Origin of the sequence: Candidatus Puniceispirillum marinum IMCC1322, assembly GCF_000024465.1 — a bacterium.
GTDB lineage: Bacteria > Pseudomonadota > Alphaproteobacteria > Puniceispirillales > Puniceispirillaceae > Puniceispirillum > Puniceispirillum marinum.
On the sequence record NC_014010.1, the window covers coordinates 790,912 to 807,437 of the forward strand.

At 47.9% G+C, this 16,526-nt stretch carries 14 protein-coding genes; 6 read left to right on the forward strand and 8 right to left on the reverse strand.

Features of this window, described 5'->3' with window-relative positions; all coding sequences use genetic code 11:
- Positions 1-157: 157 nt before the first annotated feature.
- Genes SAR116_RS03840 through SAR116_RS03860 form a run of 5 tightly spaced genes read left to right on the forward strand, consistent with a single transcriptional unit; the run spans position 158 to position 5,341 of the window.
- Complete coding sequence (locus SAR116_RS03840) at positions 158-520, forward strand: GFA family protein (RefSeq protein WP_013045621.1); 363 nt, start codon at positions 158-160, stop codon at positions 518-520.
- 56 nt (positions 521-576) lie between these two features.
- A complete protein-coding gene (locus tag SAR116_RS03845; protein ID WP_013045622.1) occupies positions 577-2,025 on the forward strand; it encodes an aldehyde dehydrogenase family protein in 1,449 nt (482 codons plus the stop codon).
- A 2-nt stretch (positions 2,026-2,027) separates the two neighbouring features.
- Positions 2,028-3,008, forward strand: a complete 981-nt coding sequence (locus tag SAR116_RS03850) for a membrane dipeptidase (protein WP_041860747.1) — start codon at positions 2,028-2,030, stop codon at positions 3,006-3,008.
- Between the two features lie 18 nt (positions 3,009-3,026).
- Positions 3,027-4,724: a hypothetical protein gene (locus SAR116_RS03855; protein WP_013045624.1), complete on the forward strand. Its 1,698-nt coding sequence runs from the start codon at positions 3,027-3,029 to the stop codon at positions 4,722-4,724.
- Positions 4,725-4,726: 2 nt separating this feature from the next.
- A complete protein-coding gene (locus tag SAR116_RS03860; protein ID WP_013045625.1) occupies positions 4,727-5,341 on the forward strand; it encodes a DUF3726 domain-containing protein in 615 nt (204 codons plus the stop codon).
- A 7-nt stretch (positions 5,342-5,348) separates the two neighbouring features.
- On the opposite strand, the gene SAR116_RS03865 is transcribed toward SAR116_RS03860, so the two are convergent.
- From SAR116_RS03865 to SAR116_RS03900, 8 genes are all read right to left on the reverse strand, one after another.
- Positions 5,349-6,791, reverse strand: coding sequence for an aldehyde dehydrogenase family protein (locus SAR116_RS03865; RefSeq protein ID WP_013045626.1), 1,443 nt, complete (start codon positions 6,789-6,791; stop codon positions 5,349-5,351).
- Positions 6,792-6,938: 147 nt separating this feature from the next.
- Positions 6,939-7,850, reverse strand: coding sequence for a DMT family transporter (locus SAR116_RS03870; protein ID WP_013045627.1), 912 nt, complete (start codon positions 7,848-7,850; stop codon positions 6,939-6,941).
- Positions 7,851-8,024: 174 nt separating this feature from the next.
- Complete coding sequence (locus tag SAR116_RS03875) at positions 8,025-9,524, reverse strand: alanine/glycine:cation symporter family protein (protein WP_013045628.1); 1,500 nt, start codon at positions 9,522-9,524, stop codon at positions 8,025-8,027.
- Positions 9,525-9,574: 50 nt separating this feature from the next.
- On the reverse strand, positions 9,575-10,009 hold the full coding sequence (locus SAR116_RS03880; RefSeq protein ID WP_013045629.1) for a universal stress protein: 435 nt from the start codon (positions 10,007-10,009) through the stop codon (positions 9,575-9,577).
- A gap of 347 nt (positions 10,010-10,356) precedes the next feature.
- Positions 10,357-11,271, reverse strand: coding sequence for an ABC transporter permease (locus SAR116_RS03885; RefSeq protein ID WP_013045630.1), 915 nt, complete (start codon positions 11,269-11,271; stop codon positions 10,357-10,359).
- A 7-nt stretch (positions 11,272-11,278) separates the two neighbouring features.
- Entirely contained in the window at positions 11,279-12,544 is a 1,266-nt protein-coding gene (locus tag SAR116_RS03890) for an ABC transporter permease (protein ID WP_013045631.1), read from the reverse strand.
- Between the two features lie 61 nt (positions 12,545-12,605).
- Positions 12,606-13,697, reverse strand: coding sequence for a polyamine ABC transporter substrate-binding protein (locus tag SAR116_RS03895; protein ID WP_013045632.1), 1,092 nt, complete (start codon positions 13,695-13,697; stop codon positions 12,606-12,608).
- A 109-nt stretch (positions 13,698-13,806) separates the two neighbouring features.
- A complete protein-coding gene (locus SAR116_RS03900; RefSeq protein WP_013045633.1) occupies positions 13,807-14,919 on the reverse strand; it encodes an ABC transporter ATP-binding protein in 1,113 nt (370 codons plus the stop codon).
- 373 nt (positions 14,920-15,292) lie between these two features.
- Here SAR116_RS03900 and SAR116_RS03905 point away from each other — a divergent pair, with 373 nt between their 5' ends.
- Positions 15,293-16,510, forward strand: coding sequence for a M24 family metallopeptidase (locus SAR116_RS03905; protein WP_013045634.1), 1,218 nt, complete (start codon positions 15,293-15,295; stop codon positions 16,508-16,510).
- Positions 16,511-16,526 lie beyond the last annotated feature (16 nt).

Below are 16,526 nucleotides of genomic sequence, written 5' to 3' on the forward strand. Positions count from 1 at the left end.
AATACAATCAACATAAACTCCGATAACCGGCATATCTTGCTATTGAGAATTCAGATTGAAATTAAACATGTCTTGAGGCAGTGTGTTCACATAAATTCATACCTCAGATCTAGCCCATGCAGGATGTAATCTGTCTTACCAGAAATAGGGTGTATTGATGACAATTCTCAAAGGTTCATGCCATTGTGGTAACATTCAATTCGAAGTCCATACCGGGCTTCGTGATATTGTAAAATGCAACTGCTCGCTTTGTAGCCGCAAAAATGCGCTTATGGCACAGGCGGAACCCGAGGAATTTGTCCTTGTGTCAGGTGAAGATAGTTTAGGACTATATCAGTGGAATACCGGGGTGGCGCGGCACTATTTCTGCAAGAATTGTGGCATCTATACGCATCACTGGCGGCGAAGCAAACCTTGCTTTGCCTATAACGTTGCCTGTATTGAAGGGGTGGATAAAGATAATATAACTGAATTCACTCAGGTTGATGGGCGAAGCTTCTCCGTCACCAAAGAAGATTAAAACACCCAAAGCGGTGCACATTAAATTTATCATAAGCAAAAGCGTGGAGCATAGGCATGGCGTTACAGAAAAATTTCATTGCGGGCGAATGGCTTGAGGGCGACAGTGCCATCGAAAACCGTAATCCGTCTGACCTGGGCGATATTATCGGCACATATGCCCAGGCTAGTCAGGCACAGTTGGATATGGCTTTTGAAGCGGCTGAATCCGCCCAGAAAATCTGGGCGAAAACTGGCCTTGAAGCCCGGCAAACAGCCCTGATGAATATTGGCAATGAACTGATGGCGCGAAGCACTGAGCTTGGCACTCTATTGAGCCGAGAAGAAGGAAAGCCATTAGCCGAAGGCAAAGGCGAAGTTTACCGTGCCGGACAGTTCTTTACCTATTACGCCGCAGAAACATTACGGCAAATGGGTGATACAGCCGACTCTGTGCGCCCCAATATTGAAATTGATGTTCGGCGTGAACCCGTGGGCGTTGTAGCCATCATCAGCCCATGGAATTTTCCGACAGCCACGGCCGTCTGGAAAATTGCACCTGCACTGGCATTCGGCAATGCCGTTATCTGGAAGCCAGCTAATCTGGTGCCAGCTTCGGCGGTTGCCCTTGCCGAGATCATCGCACGTCAGGACTTACCAAAAGGTCTGTTCAATCTGGTGATGGGACCAGGCAGTAGCATTGGTCAGGCACTTGTCGAAAGCACGGCGATTAACGCCATCAGCTTTACCGGTTCGGTTGATGTTGGCAAGCAGATCGCCACGTCGGCAATTGGCAACCTGACCAAAGTTCAAATGGAAATGGGATCAAAAAACGCATTGGCTGTCATGGAAGATGGTGATCTTGATCTGGCTGTCACCTGTGCGCTTGGCGGGGCTTTTGGCGGCACTGGCCAGAAATGCACCGCCTCCTCCCGCCTCATAGTGCATGAAAAAATTCACGATGAATTTGTCGAGAAACTATCAAAGGCGACCTCGTCGATGGTTGTGGATCATGCGCTTAAAGACGGCACCCAGTTGGGGCCAGTGGTCAGTGAAACGCAGTTAAACGAAAATATGGCTTATATTGATCTAGCAAAAAGCGAGGGCGGTGAAATTCTATGTGGCGGCGAACGCGTAACGCGCGAGACCGAGGGCTATTACATGACCCCGGCCTTGGTAGCCAATACCAGCAATGACTGGCGTATCAATCGCGAAGAAATGTTTGCACCCATAGCTTGTGTTATCAAAGCGGGTACATATGACGAAGCTCTGAACCTTGTAAATGATACGAATTTTGGTCTGACCTCGGGGATCATCACAAAGTCACTTGCACGCGCAACACATTTTCGTCGTAACGCCCGCACTGGATGCGTTATGGTCAATCTAGCCACAGCCGGTACCGATTATCATGTTCCCTTTGGCGGGCGGGGCGACAGCTCATACGGTCCAAGGGAACAGGGTGGTTACGCCGAAGAATTCTACACCACTGTCAAAACATCCTATATTGCATCAGGAACGCCGGAATAATCATGCATCGCATCGATAATCTACAATATGCCAACTGGTCTGAAAAAATATTCCGCCAAATGCGTGAAGGCAATGTCGATGCTGTTCATGTGACGATTGCCTATCACGAAACCTTTCGTGAGATGGTCGCCAATGTCGAAAAGTGGAATCTATGGTTTGAACGCTTTCCAGAGCTTATTTTCCATGGCAAGACAGGGGACGATGTCCGCCGTGCAAAAGCCGAAAACCGTACCGCTATCTTTTTCGGCTTTCAAAATCCCTCACCTATCGAAGACGATATTGGGCTGGTGGAAATATGCCACACACTTGGCGCACGATTTATGCAGCTTACCTATAACAATCAATCCCTGCTGGCTACCGGCTGTTATGAAGATGAAGATACCGGCATCACACGGATGGGACGTCAGGTTATCAAAGAGATGAATCGCGTTGGGCTGGTGGTTGATATGAGCCATTCTGCCGAACGATCAACGCTTGATGCTATAGATGTGTCCGAACGCCCTATAGCCATAACTCATGCTAATCCTGATTTCTGGCATCCAGCCAAACGAAACAAGTCTGACGATGTGTTAAGAGCACTAGGTGCGTCCGGCGGCATGCTTGGGTTTTCGCTGTATCCACATCATCTGAAAGATAAATCCAACTGCACGCTTGCTAGCTTTTGCGAGATGATTGCGCGAACAGCCGATTTGATGGGTATAGATAATATCGGTCTTGGCTCGGATTTATGCCAGGATCAGCCAGACTCTGTAGTTGAATGGATGCGCGTTGGCCGTTGGACAAAAGAAATCGATTATGGCGAAGGATCAGCCTCAAATGCAGGCTTTCCCCCTATGCCAGAGTGGTTTGAAGATAATCGCCATTTTGGTAATATTGAAGCGGGCTTGATGGCTCATGGCTTTTCGGCGACAGAAACCGCCGCTATCATGGGAGAGAACTGGTTGCGGTTTTACGATAACAATTTTGGTGCATCAGACGTTTAATATTTAACAGGGTCTATCATGGCAAAGACTGTTACGGCAAATAACCAGACACATATACCGCTTCGGGCAGGTAACGATGTCATGCGTCTTGCGCGAATGGGGTCTTTCCATCAAAGCAGGCTCAGCTTCATGCGGGTCTTGCTCCGGCGCCTCAAAAGCGAAAACTGGACATTCACGCGCCCTATCTGGGACATTGATGCCAATGGTGTCGGCGTTGCCACATACAGTGCTATTGGCCCCCAACGTACCTATACATTGGTTGCGTTTGCCCATGATCTGCCTGATGAGTTGAGGTCTGACCGGGTTATTGCCGAAGCATGGGATGCCACATTCAGCTTGCATGACGGGGATGTTAGTAAAGCCGACATTGAACGGTTGAAACAAAATGTACCTCTTCAGGAGGCAGGCCGCATTTCAGATGATGAGTTGGTTTTGTCCCGGGCAAACAAATCCGTCAGACTGTTTGATTATGTTCGTGACTGCCTTGCCGCTGGCACCCAGCCAGATCTGGCAAAGATAGAACCCATCGGCTATCTCATGCGGACAAGTGCCGTATATGGATCTGGAAAGTTTGGTGCTGCAGATCGGCACGCATGGGCTGACCGCCCTGAATTCGCAGGGTCTTTTCAACCCGAATTACTTGCCGTATGGCTGATACGTGCCTTTACCATAGACATGGTTGAACATATGGCCAAAATTCAACAGCCTGATACAGCCGTGACACTCGCCCCTGATATCCGCCGCCGGTTTGGTGTTGGCAATTCTACAGGCCTTGGTATGGCACCATTTCTGATCAATCATCCGGCTCTGATCCATGCGTGGATAAATGCCCGCGAAACAGCATTAGGACGGGTGCGGGCAATAGCCTCAACTGACACCGTGACATTGGCGCATTTTATATCGCTGGTGAAACGTGCGGCTATAAATGCTGATGCGTGGCAGGTAGAGCATCCATATCAAAATTCAAAAACCGAAGGCTTGCGCACAGACCTGTCCAGCCTTACTGCATATATGCAAACTTTTGACTCTGATCAGGCCTATCCATGGGATGTGATTTATCTGTGGGGAACCGATAATCTGACGATTGAAGGCCAGGAACAACTCGTATCGTTGCTCATCGAACCCTTTGGTGATCTTGTCGATGATCTTGCCAGCACCATGTCTGCTGATGAAACAACCCGCCATATCATTGACGGAACCCAGACGATAGCGGCATTTCGTGAACTCATAACCACCCAATATGGCTGGGCGGGCACCCTTGATTTTTCTCAGAAAGCCGAACAGGCGCGCGTTTGGTATGTATCTCAAGAAAAGCTAGAGCCGCGACTTGGTGAACGGTTTGAAGAGCCGATTGCCCCATACGAGCAACCTCTGGCGCCCGGGCGAGATGTGATCGCCTGCTATGAAGCCATGAAAGACTGGGGGGACAACGATACCCTAGCCACGTTTTTAATGGCACATCCTGAACATCGGCATATCGTGCGCCGCGCCCAGCTTATTAATGGTCTTGATTATGCGGAAATCCGCGATAATACAATCGCTGCCAATATGATGCCGATTGATCTTTTACGGTGTAAATTATCATTCTTTGGCGCTACCAAATTTGATCCGCGGTCAGACCGCTGGCTCCGCATCACAATGTATCAAGGCGCCCCCTTCCCCGAAGAACTGGAAAACCTGGATCCTGATGATCTGGTTTATCCACCGTTGCAATAGACATGTCTGATGCCAGCTGGTCTCTTAGCGAAACTGGTGCACTTGCCCTGAAAGCCGCAAGAGGCGCTGGCATGTCATGGGGGCTTGCCGAAGAATCCAGTCATGCCGTGATATGGTTGGCTCATCGCAGTGCCCCGGGCATTGCTTCATTATGCCGGCACCTCACCTGGTACAAGGCAGATTATGTAAACAAGGCAGAACAATGTCCCATTGCTATTGGGGCGGCTATCTCTGATGGTGCCATAGCTCTGCCTTGCGACCTTGGCATCATTCGTGAACCCTTACTTCTTGTGCCTTTTATATCCGCCAGCGCACGCCATAATGAATGGACGTTGCATATAGACGAACTGACAATCGATATTAGCGCCAGCGGCTTTTCCAGTGATATCATCAATACGGCACTGTTAATTGAAAAGGCCGATTGCCGCATTAGCCCCGGCACGCTTTCGGCCGAAACCATTGCAAAACATAAGGCAAAGGCAACAATCGGTCGCATTCCTGCCACGGCATCGGCCTGTATCAAAACATTTGAAGCCTTTGCCCATCATACATATGCGCCACCTACTGAGCAGTCACGCCTTGCGGGAGCAGGTTCAGGTCTTAGTGACAACGATTAAGCATTGCTCAGGCGTCAACAATTCCACTGATTGTTTTGACTTCAAGAAATTCTTCAATACCCATCGCACCGCCTTCACGGCCAACACCTGATTGCTTGAATCCACCAAATGGGCTTCCTGATGCGCGCGACGCCCCATTCACCTGCACCATGCCTGCACGAAGCTGGCGCGCGACACGATGTGCGCGTTCGGTGTCACCGGTCTGTAAATAGGCTGATAGCCCGAATGGTGTATCATTGGCGATTGCGATTGCCTCATCTTCAGTATCGAACGGCATAATTGATAAAACCGGGCCAAAGATTTCTTCGCGCATGATCGTCATGTCATTATTTGTGTCGGCAAAGACCGTCGGCCTGACAAAATATCCCCGGTTCAAGCCATCTGGGCGACCTACACCACCAGCAACAAGACGCGCACCTTCATCAATACCTTTTTGAATCAGATCCTGCACCTTATTGAATTGCGCCTCAGACACAAGCGGGCCGATATGCTTACCCTCTTTGGATGGCATATCTACCTTGGTTTCATCGGCAACTCTGGCAGCCACTTCGACCGCTTGATCATAGGCACTGCGCTCGACAAGCATCCGCGTTGCCGCGTTGCATGACTGCCCCGTATTATTAAAGCAGAATTTGGTGCCACGCGTTACGGCAGCTTCAATATCGCAATCGTCAAAAATCAGATTAGGCGATTTGCCCCCCAGTTCCAGAGATACATTTTTGACACTGTCGGCAGCGGCTTTCGTAATCAAAATGCCAGCACGCGTTGACCCGGTAAAGGAGACAACATCAATATCAGGATGTGATGACATGATTGAGCCCGCACCAACACCATCGCCATTAATCAAATTAAAAACACCCGCAGGCAAACCAACTTCATGAACCATTTCGGCAAATAGCATACCTGACATCGGCGCAATTTCGGATGGCTTTAACACCATTGTGCACCCAGCCGCGATGGCCGCACCGACTTTCAAGACAACCTGATTCATGGGCCAGTTCCATGGCGTGATCAACGCCGCCACACCAGCCGGTTCATAGGTTAGATCCTGACCAGCCGTACCCGGGCGCAATGGGCGCACCCATTCAAAAGCGGCCAATGTGCGAATAAAAGCTTTGAGATGCGATGATCCAGAGCTGGCTTGCTCAGAAATAGCCAGGTCAATCGGCGCGCCCATCTCGTCAGAAATGGTATGTGCCATCTCACGTTCGCGTGCCTGATATACCTCAAGAAGCTTTTTCAGATAATCCAGACGCTCTTCAGGTGATGTCATTGACCATGCTGGAAATGCGCGTTTTGCCGCCGCAATCGCTGACTCGGTATCGGCTTTGCCCGCAAGCGTGATTGAGGCATATTCTTCTTCGGTTGCCGGATTAATAACCGGAACTACCCGCCCGTCAATGCTTTTAACCCATTCCCCATCAATGTAGAGATCTGTTTTATCAATCATGCCATTATCCTGTCACTGCCAAATACATCAATTAACCGCTTATAGAAGTAAATCCGTGTATCTGGATATAAATCAATGTTCGAAAGAAATACTCTTAAACACATCTTTTCAACAACCACGGTAACAAAATCTTGTCAAGTCAAGTCGTTACCGTACCAGTGCTTTCTTACCTCTTTCTGCCATGTAAATACCACCAAGCACGAATGCAAGAGATAAAATATGATAAAAATACATAACCTCGCCCAGAATGATCACAGCAAATAGTGCAGCAAACACCGGTACCAGATTAACATATAGGCCTGCGCGGTTAGATCCCGCCAGTTCAACCCCACGCATAAACAATAGCTGCGCTAATAACGAAGGAAAAATGGCGCAATAAATCACCAATAACCATCCCTTTAAACCGGGCATGACTAAGTTGCCTTGTGCATATTCGATGGCACTAGATATCGTTAACGTCACCACTGCAGCAGCCGAGAAAAATGCCAACATCAAGACGGGCGACATAACAATCCTGCGGCTCAAGCCCACTGTATAGCCGGCATAACAAAGACACGCCACCAGCATCAACAAGTCACCAACATTGAACTGGACGCTTTTAAACACGCTAAATGAACCGCCACTGACCAACAGCACGACCCCTGCAAGCGAGAGCGCAAGGCCACAAATTTGCAAAAGGCTAATCTTCGTCCGTAAAACAACAAGACCGATAATCATGACAAAGGCAGGAATCGACCCTTGCGTGATACCAAGATTGACCGCTGTTGTATGTTGCGCGGCCAGAATGAAAAAAACAGTAAAGCCAGCCATGCCAAAAGCACCCATCATAAAGACCCAGCCAAGCCGTTCTTTCACTAGCGGTATTTGAGATATGAGTTGTTTTCGGCAAAACACAATCAGCACAAGCAGACATAGTATCCAGCGCAATTCCATCAACAGCATTGGTGAAATTTCATTAACCGAAATGCGCGCCGCAATCGTATGACCTGCCCACATCATGGTGGCTAATGTCAGAACCACATACGGTGTGTTCCATAAATGTAAAAGAAACGCTGGCATCAAAAATCCACTTGGTACTATCTGCCCAGAACTGGACAATACAATATTTCATTTTGCGCATATTTCACAGCAACATAATAAATTTAAAAATGCCCCAGCATGAACCGGGGCATTTATCGAAGTTTGTCTAGTGAGCATTGGCGAACCTATTTGTCAGGCTCTGAATATTCACCATTACTTGAACTTCTTGATTTCTCCGCTATCCAAGCGCGCCAGATAGGAATTCATTTCCGCACGCACAACAGGTGCAAGGAAATAAAGACCAAGGATATTAGGCACACAAATCAGGAAGACCAGCGCGTCTGAAATATCCAGCAATGGTCCAAGCTGAACCATACAGCCCAAGGCAACAAACGCACAAAATATAACCTTGTAGATATTCTGTCCTTTTTCACCTTCACCAAACATATATGTCCATCCCTTGAGCCCGTAATATGACCACGATATCATCGTTGAAAATGCGAACAACACCGCAGCCAAAGCAAGCGGATATGGGAACCATGAGAATTGCCGTTCAAAGGCTGATGATGTCATGGCAATGCCTTTCGCATCACCAGCAAAGCCAGGATCAGCAACCTGAGATGTGCCAATGACAAGCGCTGTGATCGTACAGATCACAATCGTATCAATGAAAGGCTCTAACAGAGACACATAACCCTCGGTTACAGGCTCGTCTGTCCGGACAGCCGCATGGGCGATAGACGCCGAACCAATACCAGCTTCGTTCGAGAAGACAGCACGCTGGAAACCGATAATCATCGCACCAAGCGCACCACCTGCAACTCCCTCGCCAGTAAAGGCACCGGTAAAGATATTGGCGATCGCTTCTGGAATCGAGGCATAATTAAGCAAGATAACGATCAGTGCAAAAAGGCAGTAAAATACAGCCATGAACGGAACGACCTTTTCGGTCACCTTGGCGATAGATTTAATACCACCGATAATAACCACAAAGACAACAGCCGCCAGAATAAGACCAACAAGCCATCCCAGCCCATCCAGTGCGCCACCTGAAACGTGGTTTAACTGCACATATGCCTGATTGGATTGGAACATATTACCAATACCAAGTGCACCGATAAAAATGCCAATCGCATAAAAGGTGCCGATGAATTTTCCAAACCCTTCCATGCCGCGATCGGCAAAGCCCTTTTTGAGATAATACATAGGACCGCCCGAAACCGAGCCATCAGGGTTTTCAGATCGATATTTCACACCAAGTGTACATTCAACAAACTTGGTGGACATGCCAAGAAAGCCTGCAACAATCAGCCAGAATGTGGCACCAGGGCCACCAACGGTCACCGCAACGGCAACACCACCGATGTTACCGATACCAACCGTACCTGAAACAGCTGTTGCTAAAGCCTGAAAGTGAGATACCTCACCCGCACTATCGGGATCGGCATAATCACCGCGTACCAACTGAATGGCATGTTTAAATCCGCGCAGATTTACAAACCCCATATAAAACGTGAAGAAAACGGCACCCGCAACAAGCCAAAGTACAACTACTGGCAACTGAGCACCAAAGATCGGGATTTTGAAAAAAACGATTTGTCCAATTAAAATGGCAATTGGCTTTGTCAAATTGTTGATAGTTTCGTCAATTCCCGCATGCGCCGAAGTTATAAACAGCAACGAGAATATGAGTGGAAGAATAAAGCGATGCATTGATAAATTCCCCTTTTTTAGCTTTGCATCCGCGATGGCCTAGCCGGGCATCATGGTACAACAGTGATTGGGACTTCAGATGTCTGAATGAGGCTTCCTGCCACGCTTCCAAACAACAATGATTTGATGCCTGATTGACCACGACGGCCAATCACGATCTGATCTACATTATGTTTTTTGGCGAGGTCGTTGAGCGTTTCCACCGGGGCCCCATGTCGGACAATTGATTCCGCTTTGATATTATGACCTGCAAGTTTTTCCATTGCCGGGTCAATAATCGTCTTTTTGGCACGTGAAATTTCACTCTCACGACGCTTATGCCGTTCGGCATTTTCTTCAGGTGTATTGAATGAATAGGGAGACCATTCGATAACATAGGCGACAATCAACTCAATACCGCGATCCTTGACCTGAGCTATAGAATATTCCAAGGCACGGTCACCACCTTGGCTACCATCAACTGCAAGTAACATGCATTGTGTCATAACCAACTCCTCAATTAGCGCGCACAGGTCGAAACTTTCACCTGTGGGCAGACGTAACAGAACGAAACGGTAAAACAAATAATGGTAATTTAGTAATGCAATCTATAGTTATAAATTTGTAACGTAACTATGATTTACCTACCTGACTTTCATTGCTAAAGAACAAAGTGTCAATAATCATAAAATAGCATGTTTATATAGTAATACACGTTTTAATAGATTTTAGTGAAATGATATTATGCCACTTGCAAGCCTTTTCAAGCGATCAGGACAACGAAAAGGTCATGAAGGTGCAGACAATGAACGTAAAATTTTGACGCTAGAAGAAAGCTGACTTGTAGTGAAAGCTAGCTTGTGGTGACGCCGCGCAAACGATCTGACCGCCGCCGAAGCAACTCAATTACCGTCAGCAGAATAACAGATAATATAACCAGTAAAGTGGCCACTGCCAGAATCGTCGGGCTGATCTGCTCACGAATACCTGACCACATTTGACGCGGAATAGTACGCTGTTCAGGGCTGGCAAGAAACAGCACGGCTACCACTTCGTCAAATGACGTGATAAAGGCAAACAGTCCGCCCGAGATGACTCCGGGAATGATTAGTGGCATCTGCACCCTGAAAAAGGTCGTAATTGGCCCGGCACCTAGTGAATTGGCAGCCCGCACCAACGATTTATCAAAACCAACCAGGGTTGCCGTCACTGTAATGATAACAAAAGGCGTTCCCAGCACCGCATGTGCCATGATCACGCCTAAATAGGTCTGGCTTAACTGTACTTTGGAATAGAAAAAGAACATGCCTGCCGCGGTAATAACCAATGGCACAATCATCGGTGAAATGAGAATTGACATGATCAGCCGACGATATGGCATTTCTTCACGACTCAGACCAATCGCCGCCAAAGTCCCCAGCGCCGTCGATAACAAAGTCGCACAGATACCAATGAAAAAGCTGTTACGAATAGCCCGCATCCATTGCGAGTTATTCCATGTATCGCTGACCCACGCCCAGTCAAACGGCGCATCGGGGACTTTCATACCATTCGTAAGAATATCTTTATACCAGCGCAGCGAATAGGCTTCCGGGTCAAAAGCCAGCATGCCTTCGGTAAAGCTGAAATATGGAGACACATTGAATGATAACGGCAACACAACCAAAATAGGCAACATCAAAAATATGAATACAAGCCCGCATATCACGCGGAATGTGTAATGCCAGATCCGTTCGCCAGTCGAGGTATAGGGAGGAAGTTGTGCCATAATCGCGCTATCCCAGCTTCATATTATCGATGCCAATGATACGGTCATATGCCCAGTAAAGAAGCAAGACGCATCCTAGCAAAATACCACCCAGAGCCGCCGCCAGCGACCAGTTCAGTGATTTTTGCATATGATAGGCAATCATGTTCGAAATCAATTGACCATCCTGTCCACCAACCAAAGCTGGGGTGATGTAATAGCCAATTGCAAGAATAAAGACCAGCAATCCACCTGCGCCGACACCCGGAATTGTTTGCGGCATATAAACCTTGATAAACGCCAATGTTGGCGTTGCCCCAAGTGAACGTGCCGCCCGCATATAGGATGGAGGGATTGTCTTCATGACCGAATACAAAGGCAGGATCATGAATGGTAATAAAATATGCGTCATCGCAACGATAGTGCCCGTCATATTATAGATCAGCGAAAACCGTCCATCATCGGCGGCAATACCTATCCACACCAGCAGATCATTGATCACCCCCTGAGATTGCAAGATAGCAATCCATGCGGTAGTTCGAACCAGCAAGGATGTCCAGAAAGGCAATAGAACCATAATCATCAGAAGGTTCGACGTTTTCAGCGGCAAAGTGGCCAATAGATAAGCAACTGGATAGCCTAGGATAAGGCACATCAGCATGACACTACCCGAAATCATAAATGTCCGGATGAACAGCTTTACATAAATCTGTCTATTTTCATCAACAGCGACGAAATCACCTGTAACAGTGAGAGTCTTATCAACCGAGGACGCATAAAACCCGGGTGTCAGACTATCTGACGTTAATTTCATTGCCTGCCAATATTCGATTTGGCCCCATTTCTTTTTGGTTTTAATAACGCTTTCTTTGAAGGGGGCTTCTAATTTATGCGCTTTGCGCGCGGTACCGGTAAATAATGACCGTGCACCTGAAAGTTGTTGGTTTACACGAGACCCCACTTTACCTGCCGTTTTTTCCTTGCGTGCCACGATCAGATCAGCCACCAGCGCCGCATACATGTCTTCCGTCGGTTCGCTGACCCCATCCCAAGCCGCGAGCTGGATAGTTGTTGCAGGCATGAGCCGTTCAAAAGTATCGTTATAAACCCCTTGCCACATCAGGGCAAAAATGGGGATCACAAAACTGGCCAGCACAAAACCAAAAAGTGGTAAAACCAAACCCGCAGCCCGCAAACGGCTACGGAACATGGCCTGAGCCAGCTTTTTCTTAAGCGGCGTGCCATCAGCGGCCACAATTGGTGCCTTATTCATGTTTTCGGAAATGGTGTTCATAATATCTCAAATATAAATAAAAGAGGCGGTCATAAAAACAACCGCCTCAAATGTTTGGTCTTTACTTGGCCAACCAAGAATTGAAACGCTCGTTCAATTCGTCAGCATTATCAGCCCAGAATTCAAAATCGTTTTGCAACGCATTTTTGAAATTAGCAGGAGCTGTTGGCATGTGGTCTGCCATGTTGATCGCCGGGTTATCATGGTAAGTACCAATCTTGGCAACTGAAGATGCACGCGCAGGACCATATGAAATCCATGAGGCCTGTGCAGCAAGCTGCTCAGTGGCAGTTGAGAAGGCAACAAAGTCCATTGCCGCTTCTTTGTTCTTGCTGCCTTTTGGAATGACCCAGAGATCAAGGTCATAAACCTGACCGTCCCAGACCATTTCGAATGTCTGGTCTTCAGCCGCAACCGCGTTGAACACACGACCATTCCACGCTGTTGTGAAGATCACTTCACCGTCAGCAAGCAACTGTGGTGGCTGTGCACCAGCTTCCCACCAGACGATATCGTCTTTGATGGTATCAAGCTTGGCAAACGCACGTGCAACACCTTCTTCGGTACCCAGAACGTCATAGACTTCACTTGTTGGAACGCCATCGGCGATCAATGCGAATTCCAGAGTCACCTTAGGATTCTTACGCATGCCACGCTTGCCCGGATAGGCATCGGTGTTAAAGAAGTCAGCCATGGTCTTTGGCGCATTCCAGTTACGAACCTTGCTTGAATCGTAAACATATACAGATGACCAGATGATGTTTGATACAGCGCAATCATGCAATGTACCTGGCAGGAAGTCATCTACCGCCGGCGTACCATCAGGCGCTGCTGGCAGCATGCTGGGATCGATTTCTTCAAGAAGACCTTCATCACAAGCGCGGATCGCGTCTGACAATTCAACGTCAACAACATCCCAGGTTACGTTACCTGACTCAACCTGTGCTTTGATCTCGGCAATACCCCCGCCGTAATCTTCAGACACAATGGTCTTGCCTGTGCTAGCCATCCAAGGCTTATGATAGGCCTCGACCTGGGATTTGGTGTACGCACCACCCCATGATACGACTGTCAGGTCTGCCGCAACAGCACTGCCTGCCGTAAAAGCCGACATTGCCGCAATAGCGACCAGTTTATTGGTAAGTTTAGACATAATATTTTCTCCCTTATTGTTACCCCTTATGGGGTTCTACGCACATAACGATCCGAGGTGCTTTGCATTACCCTTTGTAAGGACCGTCAATTCATGACCATTGTCATGGTCAAACTGTTGTCCCGCAATCAAGTGCCCGGCAATCATCCGTATTCCAAGCCACAAATAAATCTGCACCAATGTCCAGTCCCAAAGGTCCTGCCGTGTTTGGCACCTTTACGATAAATTGATCATTGCCAGTCACCATCATCCGGCACCTGATATGGTCGCCTAGATAGATCAGTTCCAAAACCTTTGCATCCAGTGCGCTCATTGACTTAGATTTCTTGTCGGTCAATACGCACCTCTCTGGGCGGATAGACAGCATTGTTTTGGAACCTGGCCCATCAATATTCACAGCCAAAGCCTTAACAATATCGCCCTGATCCAGCTTAACGCTGGCAACATTACCGCTTACATTATCCACAACACCTGGAAGCTGGTTATTTTCGCCAATAAACTGCGCAACGAAGGCATTTTCCGGCTTTTCATAAAGCGTAACGGGATCGTCAAGCTGTTGAATAATGCCATCATCAAACACCGCAATCCGATTTGACATGGTCAATGCCTCGGATTGATCATGCGTTACATAAACAACCGTCACACCTAGATTTTCATGGATATGCTTAATCTCATACTGCATATGCTCACGAAGTTGCTTATCAAGCGCGCCAAGCGGCTCATCCATCAAAACAAGGCTAGGGTTGAAAACCAGTGCTCTTGCTAGCGCGATACGCTGTTGCTGACCACCCGAAAGCTGGGCTGGTTTACGATCAGCAAACTGCCGCATCTGCACCATATCTAGAACGTTACGAACTTTGTCTTCTACATCAGACGAATTGAATTTACGGACTTTAAGCGGAAAGGCCAGATTTTCAGCCACCGTCATATGCGGAAACAGTGCGTAATTTTGAAACACCATCCCGATACCGCGTTTATGCGGCGGGATGTTGTTGATCGCCACATTATTGAGTTTGATGTCGCCATGCGTTGCGGTTTCAAAACCGGCAAGCATCATCAGACAGGTTGTTTTACCCGAACCTGATGGCCCAAGCATGGTGACGAATTCACCCTCGGCAATATCAAGGTTCAGATCCTTGACCACAAGCGAGACACCATCATAGCTTTTTTGAACACCCTGAAATGATACAAAAGCGTTTTGCGGCGCGGACATTACTGACATTTTATAATACTACCAAGATGATTTATCTTTATTATTTGTTTAACAGTACTTTATTATTTTTTTAACAATGCTTTCCATGTCTGGCATATGTCAATCATTTTCTGGCACTTTAAAGTGGCTTAACAGTGCTTTAGAATTCAACAATCCATCCCCAATATCCAGTGCTTAATGTGACCACCAGCAATGCCAAAAACGATGCACGCTTTACGGCACAGCAAAAACAACACCCCCAAAATAACATCCCCAAAACAGCAACGGCTTCATCATATTTTGCAGTCGGTATCTAAATGCAGTGAATTCGATTGACCAGCTCTTTATTTTTCTCTAATGCCAAAAATAAATCACGATTATAAATAGTTTACAGGAGTATATAATGTCCGACGATCAGATGCTTCATGTTACCCGCTGGCATAATGGGGAAAAGACCTTCCAGCCTTTTTCTAGTGGTGAAATGAATCGTCGTAGTGATGCGATGATGGCGATAATGGGCAAGCTGGATATTGATGCCTGTTTGTTCACATCCTATCATAATGTCTGCTATTTTTCGGGCTTTCTATATTGCCAGTTTGGGCGGCGCTATGGTGCGGTTCTGGGCAAGGATGGCGTCACCACTATTTCGGCTGCGATTGATGGTGGCCAGCCTTGGCGCCGTTCGACAGGCGATAATGTGACCTACACCGATTGGCGTCGTGACAGCTATTTCACCGCCCTCAAAGACCTTCTCAAGGGCGTAAAACGTCTTGGTATCGAATTTGATCATGTCAATCTGGATTTAAAAGTCCTGCTTGAGGAACAGTTTCCGGGCGTCGAACTGGTCGATTGTGCCACCGCCGCGATGAATCTGCGCACCATCAAAAGTGCCGAAGAACATGTTCTGATCCGCAAAGGTGCCGAAATGTGCCGCGTTGGTGGCCGTGCGGTTATGGAAGCTGTAAAAGCTGGCGTGCCCGAACATGAAGTTGCTATAGCCTCAACAAATGCCATGGTGCGGGCGATTGCCGATTCCTTTCCCTTTGTCGAATTGATGGATACATGGACATGGTTCCAGTCGGGCATCAATACCGATGGGGCGCATAATCCGGTCACCAACAAGCTGATCGAAGATGGTGATATTTTATCGCTCAACACATTTCCGATGATGTTCGGCTATTACACCGCGCTGGAACGCACCCTGTTTTGCGGGTCGGCATCGAACGCGCATCACGATCTCTGGCAGAAAAACTGCGCCGTGCATGTGCGTGGCATGGAACTGCTGAAACCCGGTGCCAAATGTGCCGATGTAGCGGCCGAACTCAATGAAATGTATCGCGAGTGGGACTTGTTGAAATACCGGTCATTTGGCTATGGCCATTCCTTTGGCGTGCTGTGCCATTATTACGGGCGCGAAGCCTCGGTTGAATTGCGCGAGGATATCCAGACCGAACTGAAACCGGGCATGGTGGTGTCGATGGAACCAATGATCATGATCCCCGAAGGCGACTCAGGGGCTGGCGGCTACCGTGAGCATGATATCCTGATTATCACCGAAGATGGCGCGGAAAACATCACCCAATTCCCATTTGGCACCGATGAAATGATCGTCGGGCGGTAACGTCCGGCGGTATAAA

What these genes read in the sequence shown, in the direction of transcription:
- SAR116_RS03900 (WP_013045633.1), bottom strand. Translation starts at nt 14,919, where the DNA reads ATGTCAGTAATGTCCGCGCCGCAAAACGCTTTTGTATCATTTCAGGGT.
- SAR116_RS03905 (WP_013045634.1), top strand. Translation starts at nt 15,293, where the DNA reads ATGTCCGACGATCAGATGCTTCATGTTACCCGCTGGCATAATGGGGAA.
- SAR116_RS03845 (WP_013045622.1), top strand. Translation starts at nt 577, where the DNA reads ATGGCGTTACAGAAAAATTTCATTGCGGGCGAATGGCTTGAGGGCGAC.
- SAR116_RS03875 (WP_013045628.1), bottom strand. Translation starts at nt 9,524, where the DNA reads ATGCATCGCTTTATTCTTCCACTCATATTCTCGTTGCTGTTTATAACT.
- SAR116_RS03895 (WP_013045632.1), bottom strand. Translation starts at nt 13,697, where the DNA reads ATGTCTAAACTTACCAATAAACTGGTCGCTATTGCGGCAATGTCGGCT.
- SAR116_RS03870 (WP_013045627.1), bottom strand. Translation starts at nt 7,850, where the DNA reads ATGCCAGCGTTTCTTTTACATTTATGGAACACACCGTATGTGGTTCTG.
- SAR116_RS03885 (WP_013045630.1), bottom strand. Translation starts at nt 11,271, where the DNA reads ATGGCACAACTTCCTCCCTATACCTCGACTGGCGAACGGATCTGGCAT.
- SAR116_RS03880 (WP_013045629.1), bottom strand. Translation starts at nt 10,009, where the DNA reads ATGACACAATGCATGTTACTTGCAGTTGATGGTAGCCAAGGTGGTGAC.
- SAR116_RS03860 (WP_013045625.1), top strand. Translation starts at nt 4,727, where the DNA reads ATGTCTGATGCCAGCTGGTCTCTTAGCGAAACTGGTGCACTTGCCCTG.
- SAR116_RS03850 (WP_041860747.1), top strand. Translation starts at nt 2,028, where the DNA reads ATGCATCGCATCGATAATCTACAATATGCCAACTGGTCTGAAAAAATA.
- SAR116_RS03865 (WP_013045626.1), bottom strand. Translation starts at nt 6,791, where the DNA reads ATGATTGATAAAACAGATCTCTACATTGATGGGGAATGGGTTAAAAGC.
- SAR116_RS03855 (WP_013045624.1), top strand. Translation starts at nt 3,027, where the DNA reads ATGGCAAAGACTGTTACGGCAAATAACCAGACACATATACCGCTTCGG.
- SAR116_RS03840 (WP_013045621.1), top strand. Translation starts at nt 158, where the DNA reads ATGACAATTCTCAAAGGTTCATGCCATTGTGGTAACATTCAATTCGAA.
- SAR116_RS03890 (WP_013045631.1), bottom strand. Translation starts at nt 12,544, where the DNA reads ATGAACACCATTTCCGAAAACATGAATAAGGCACCAATTGTGGCCGCT.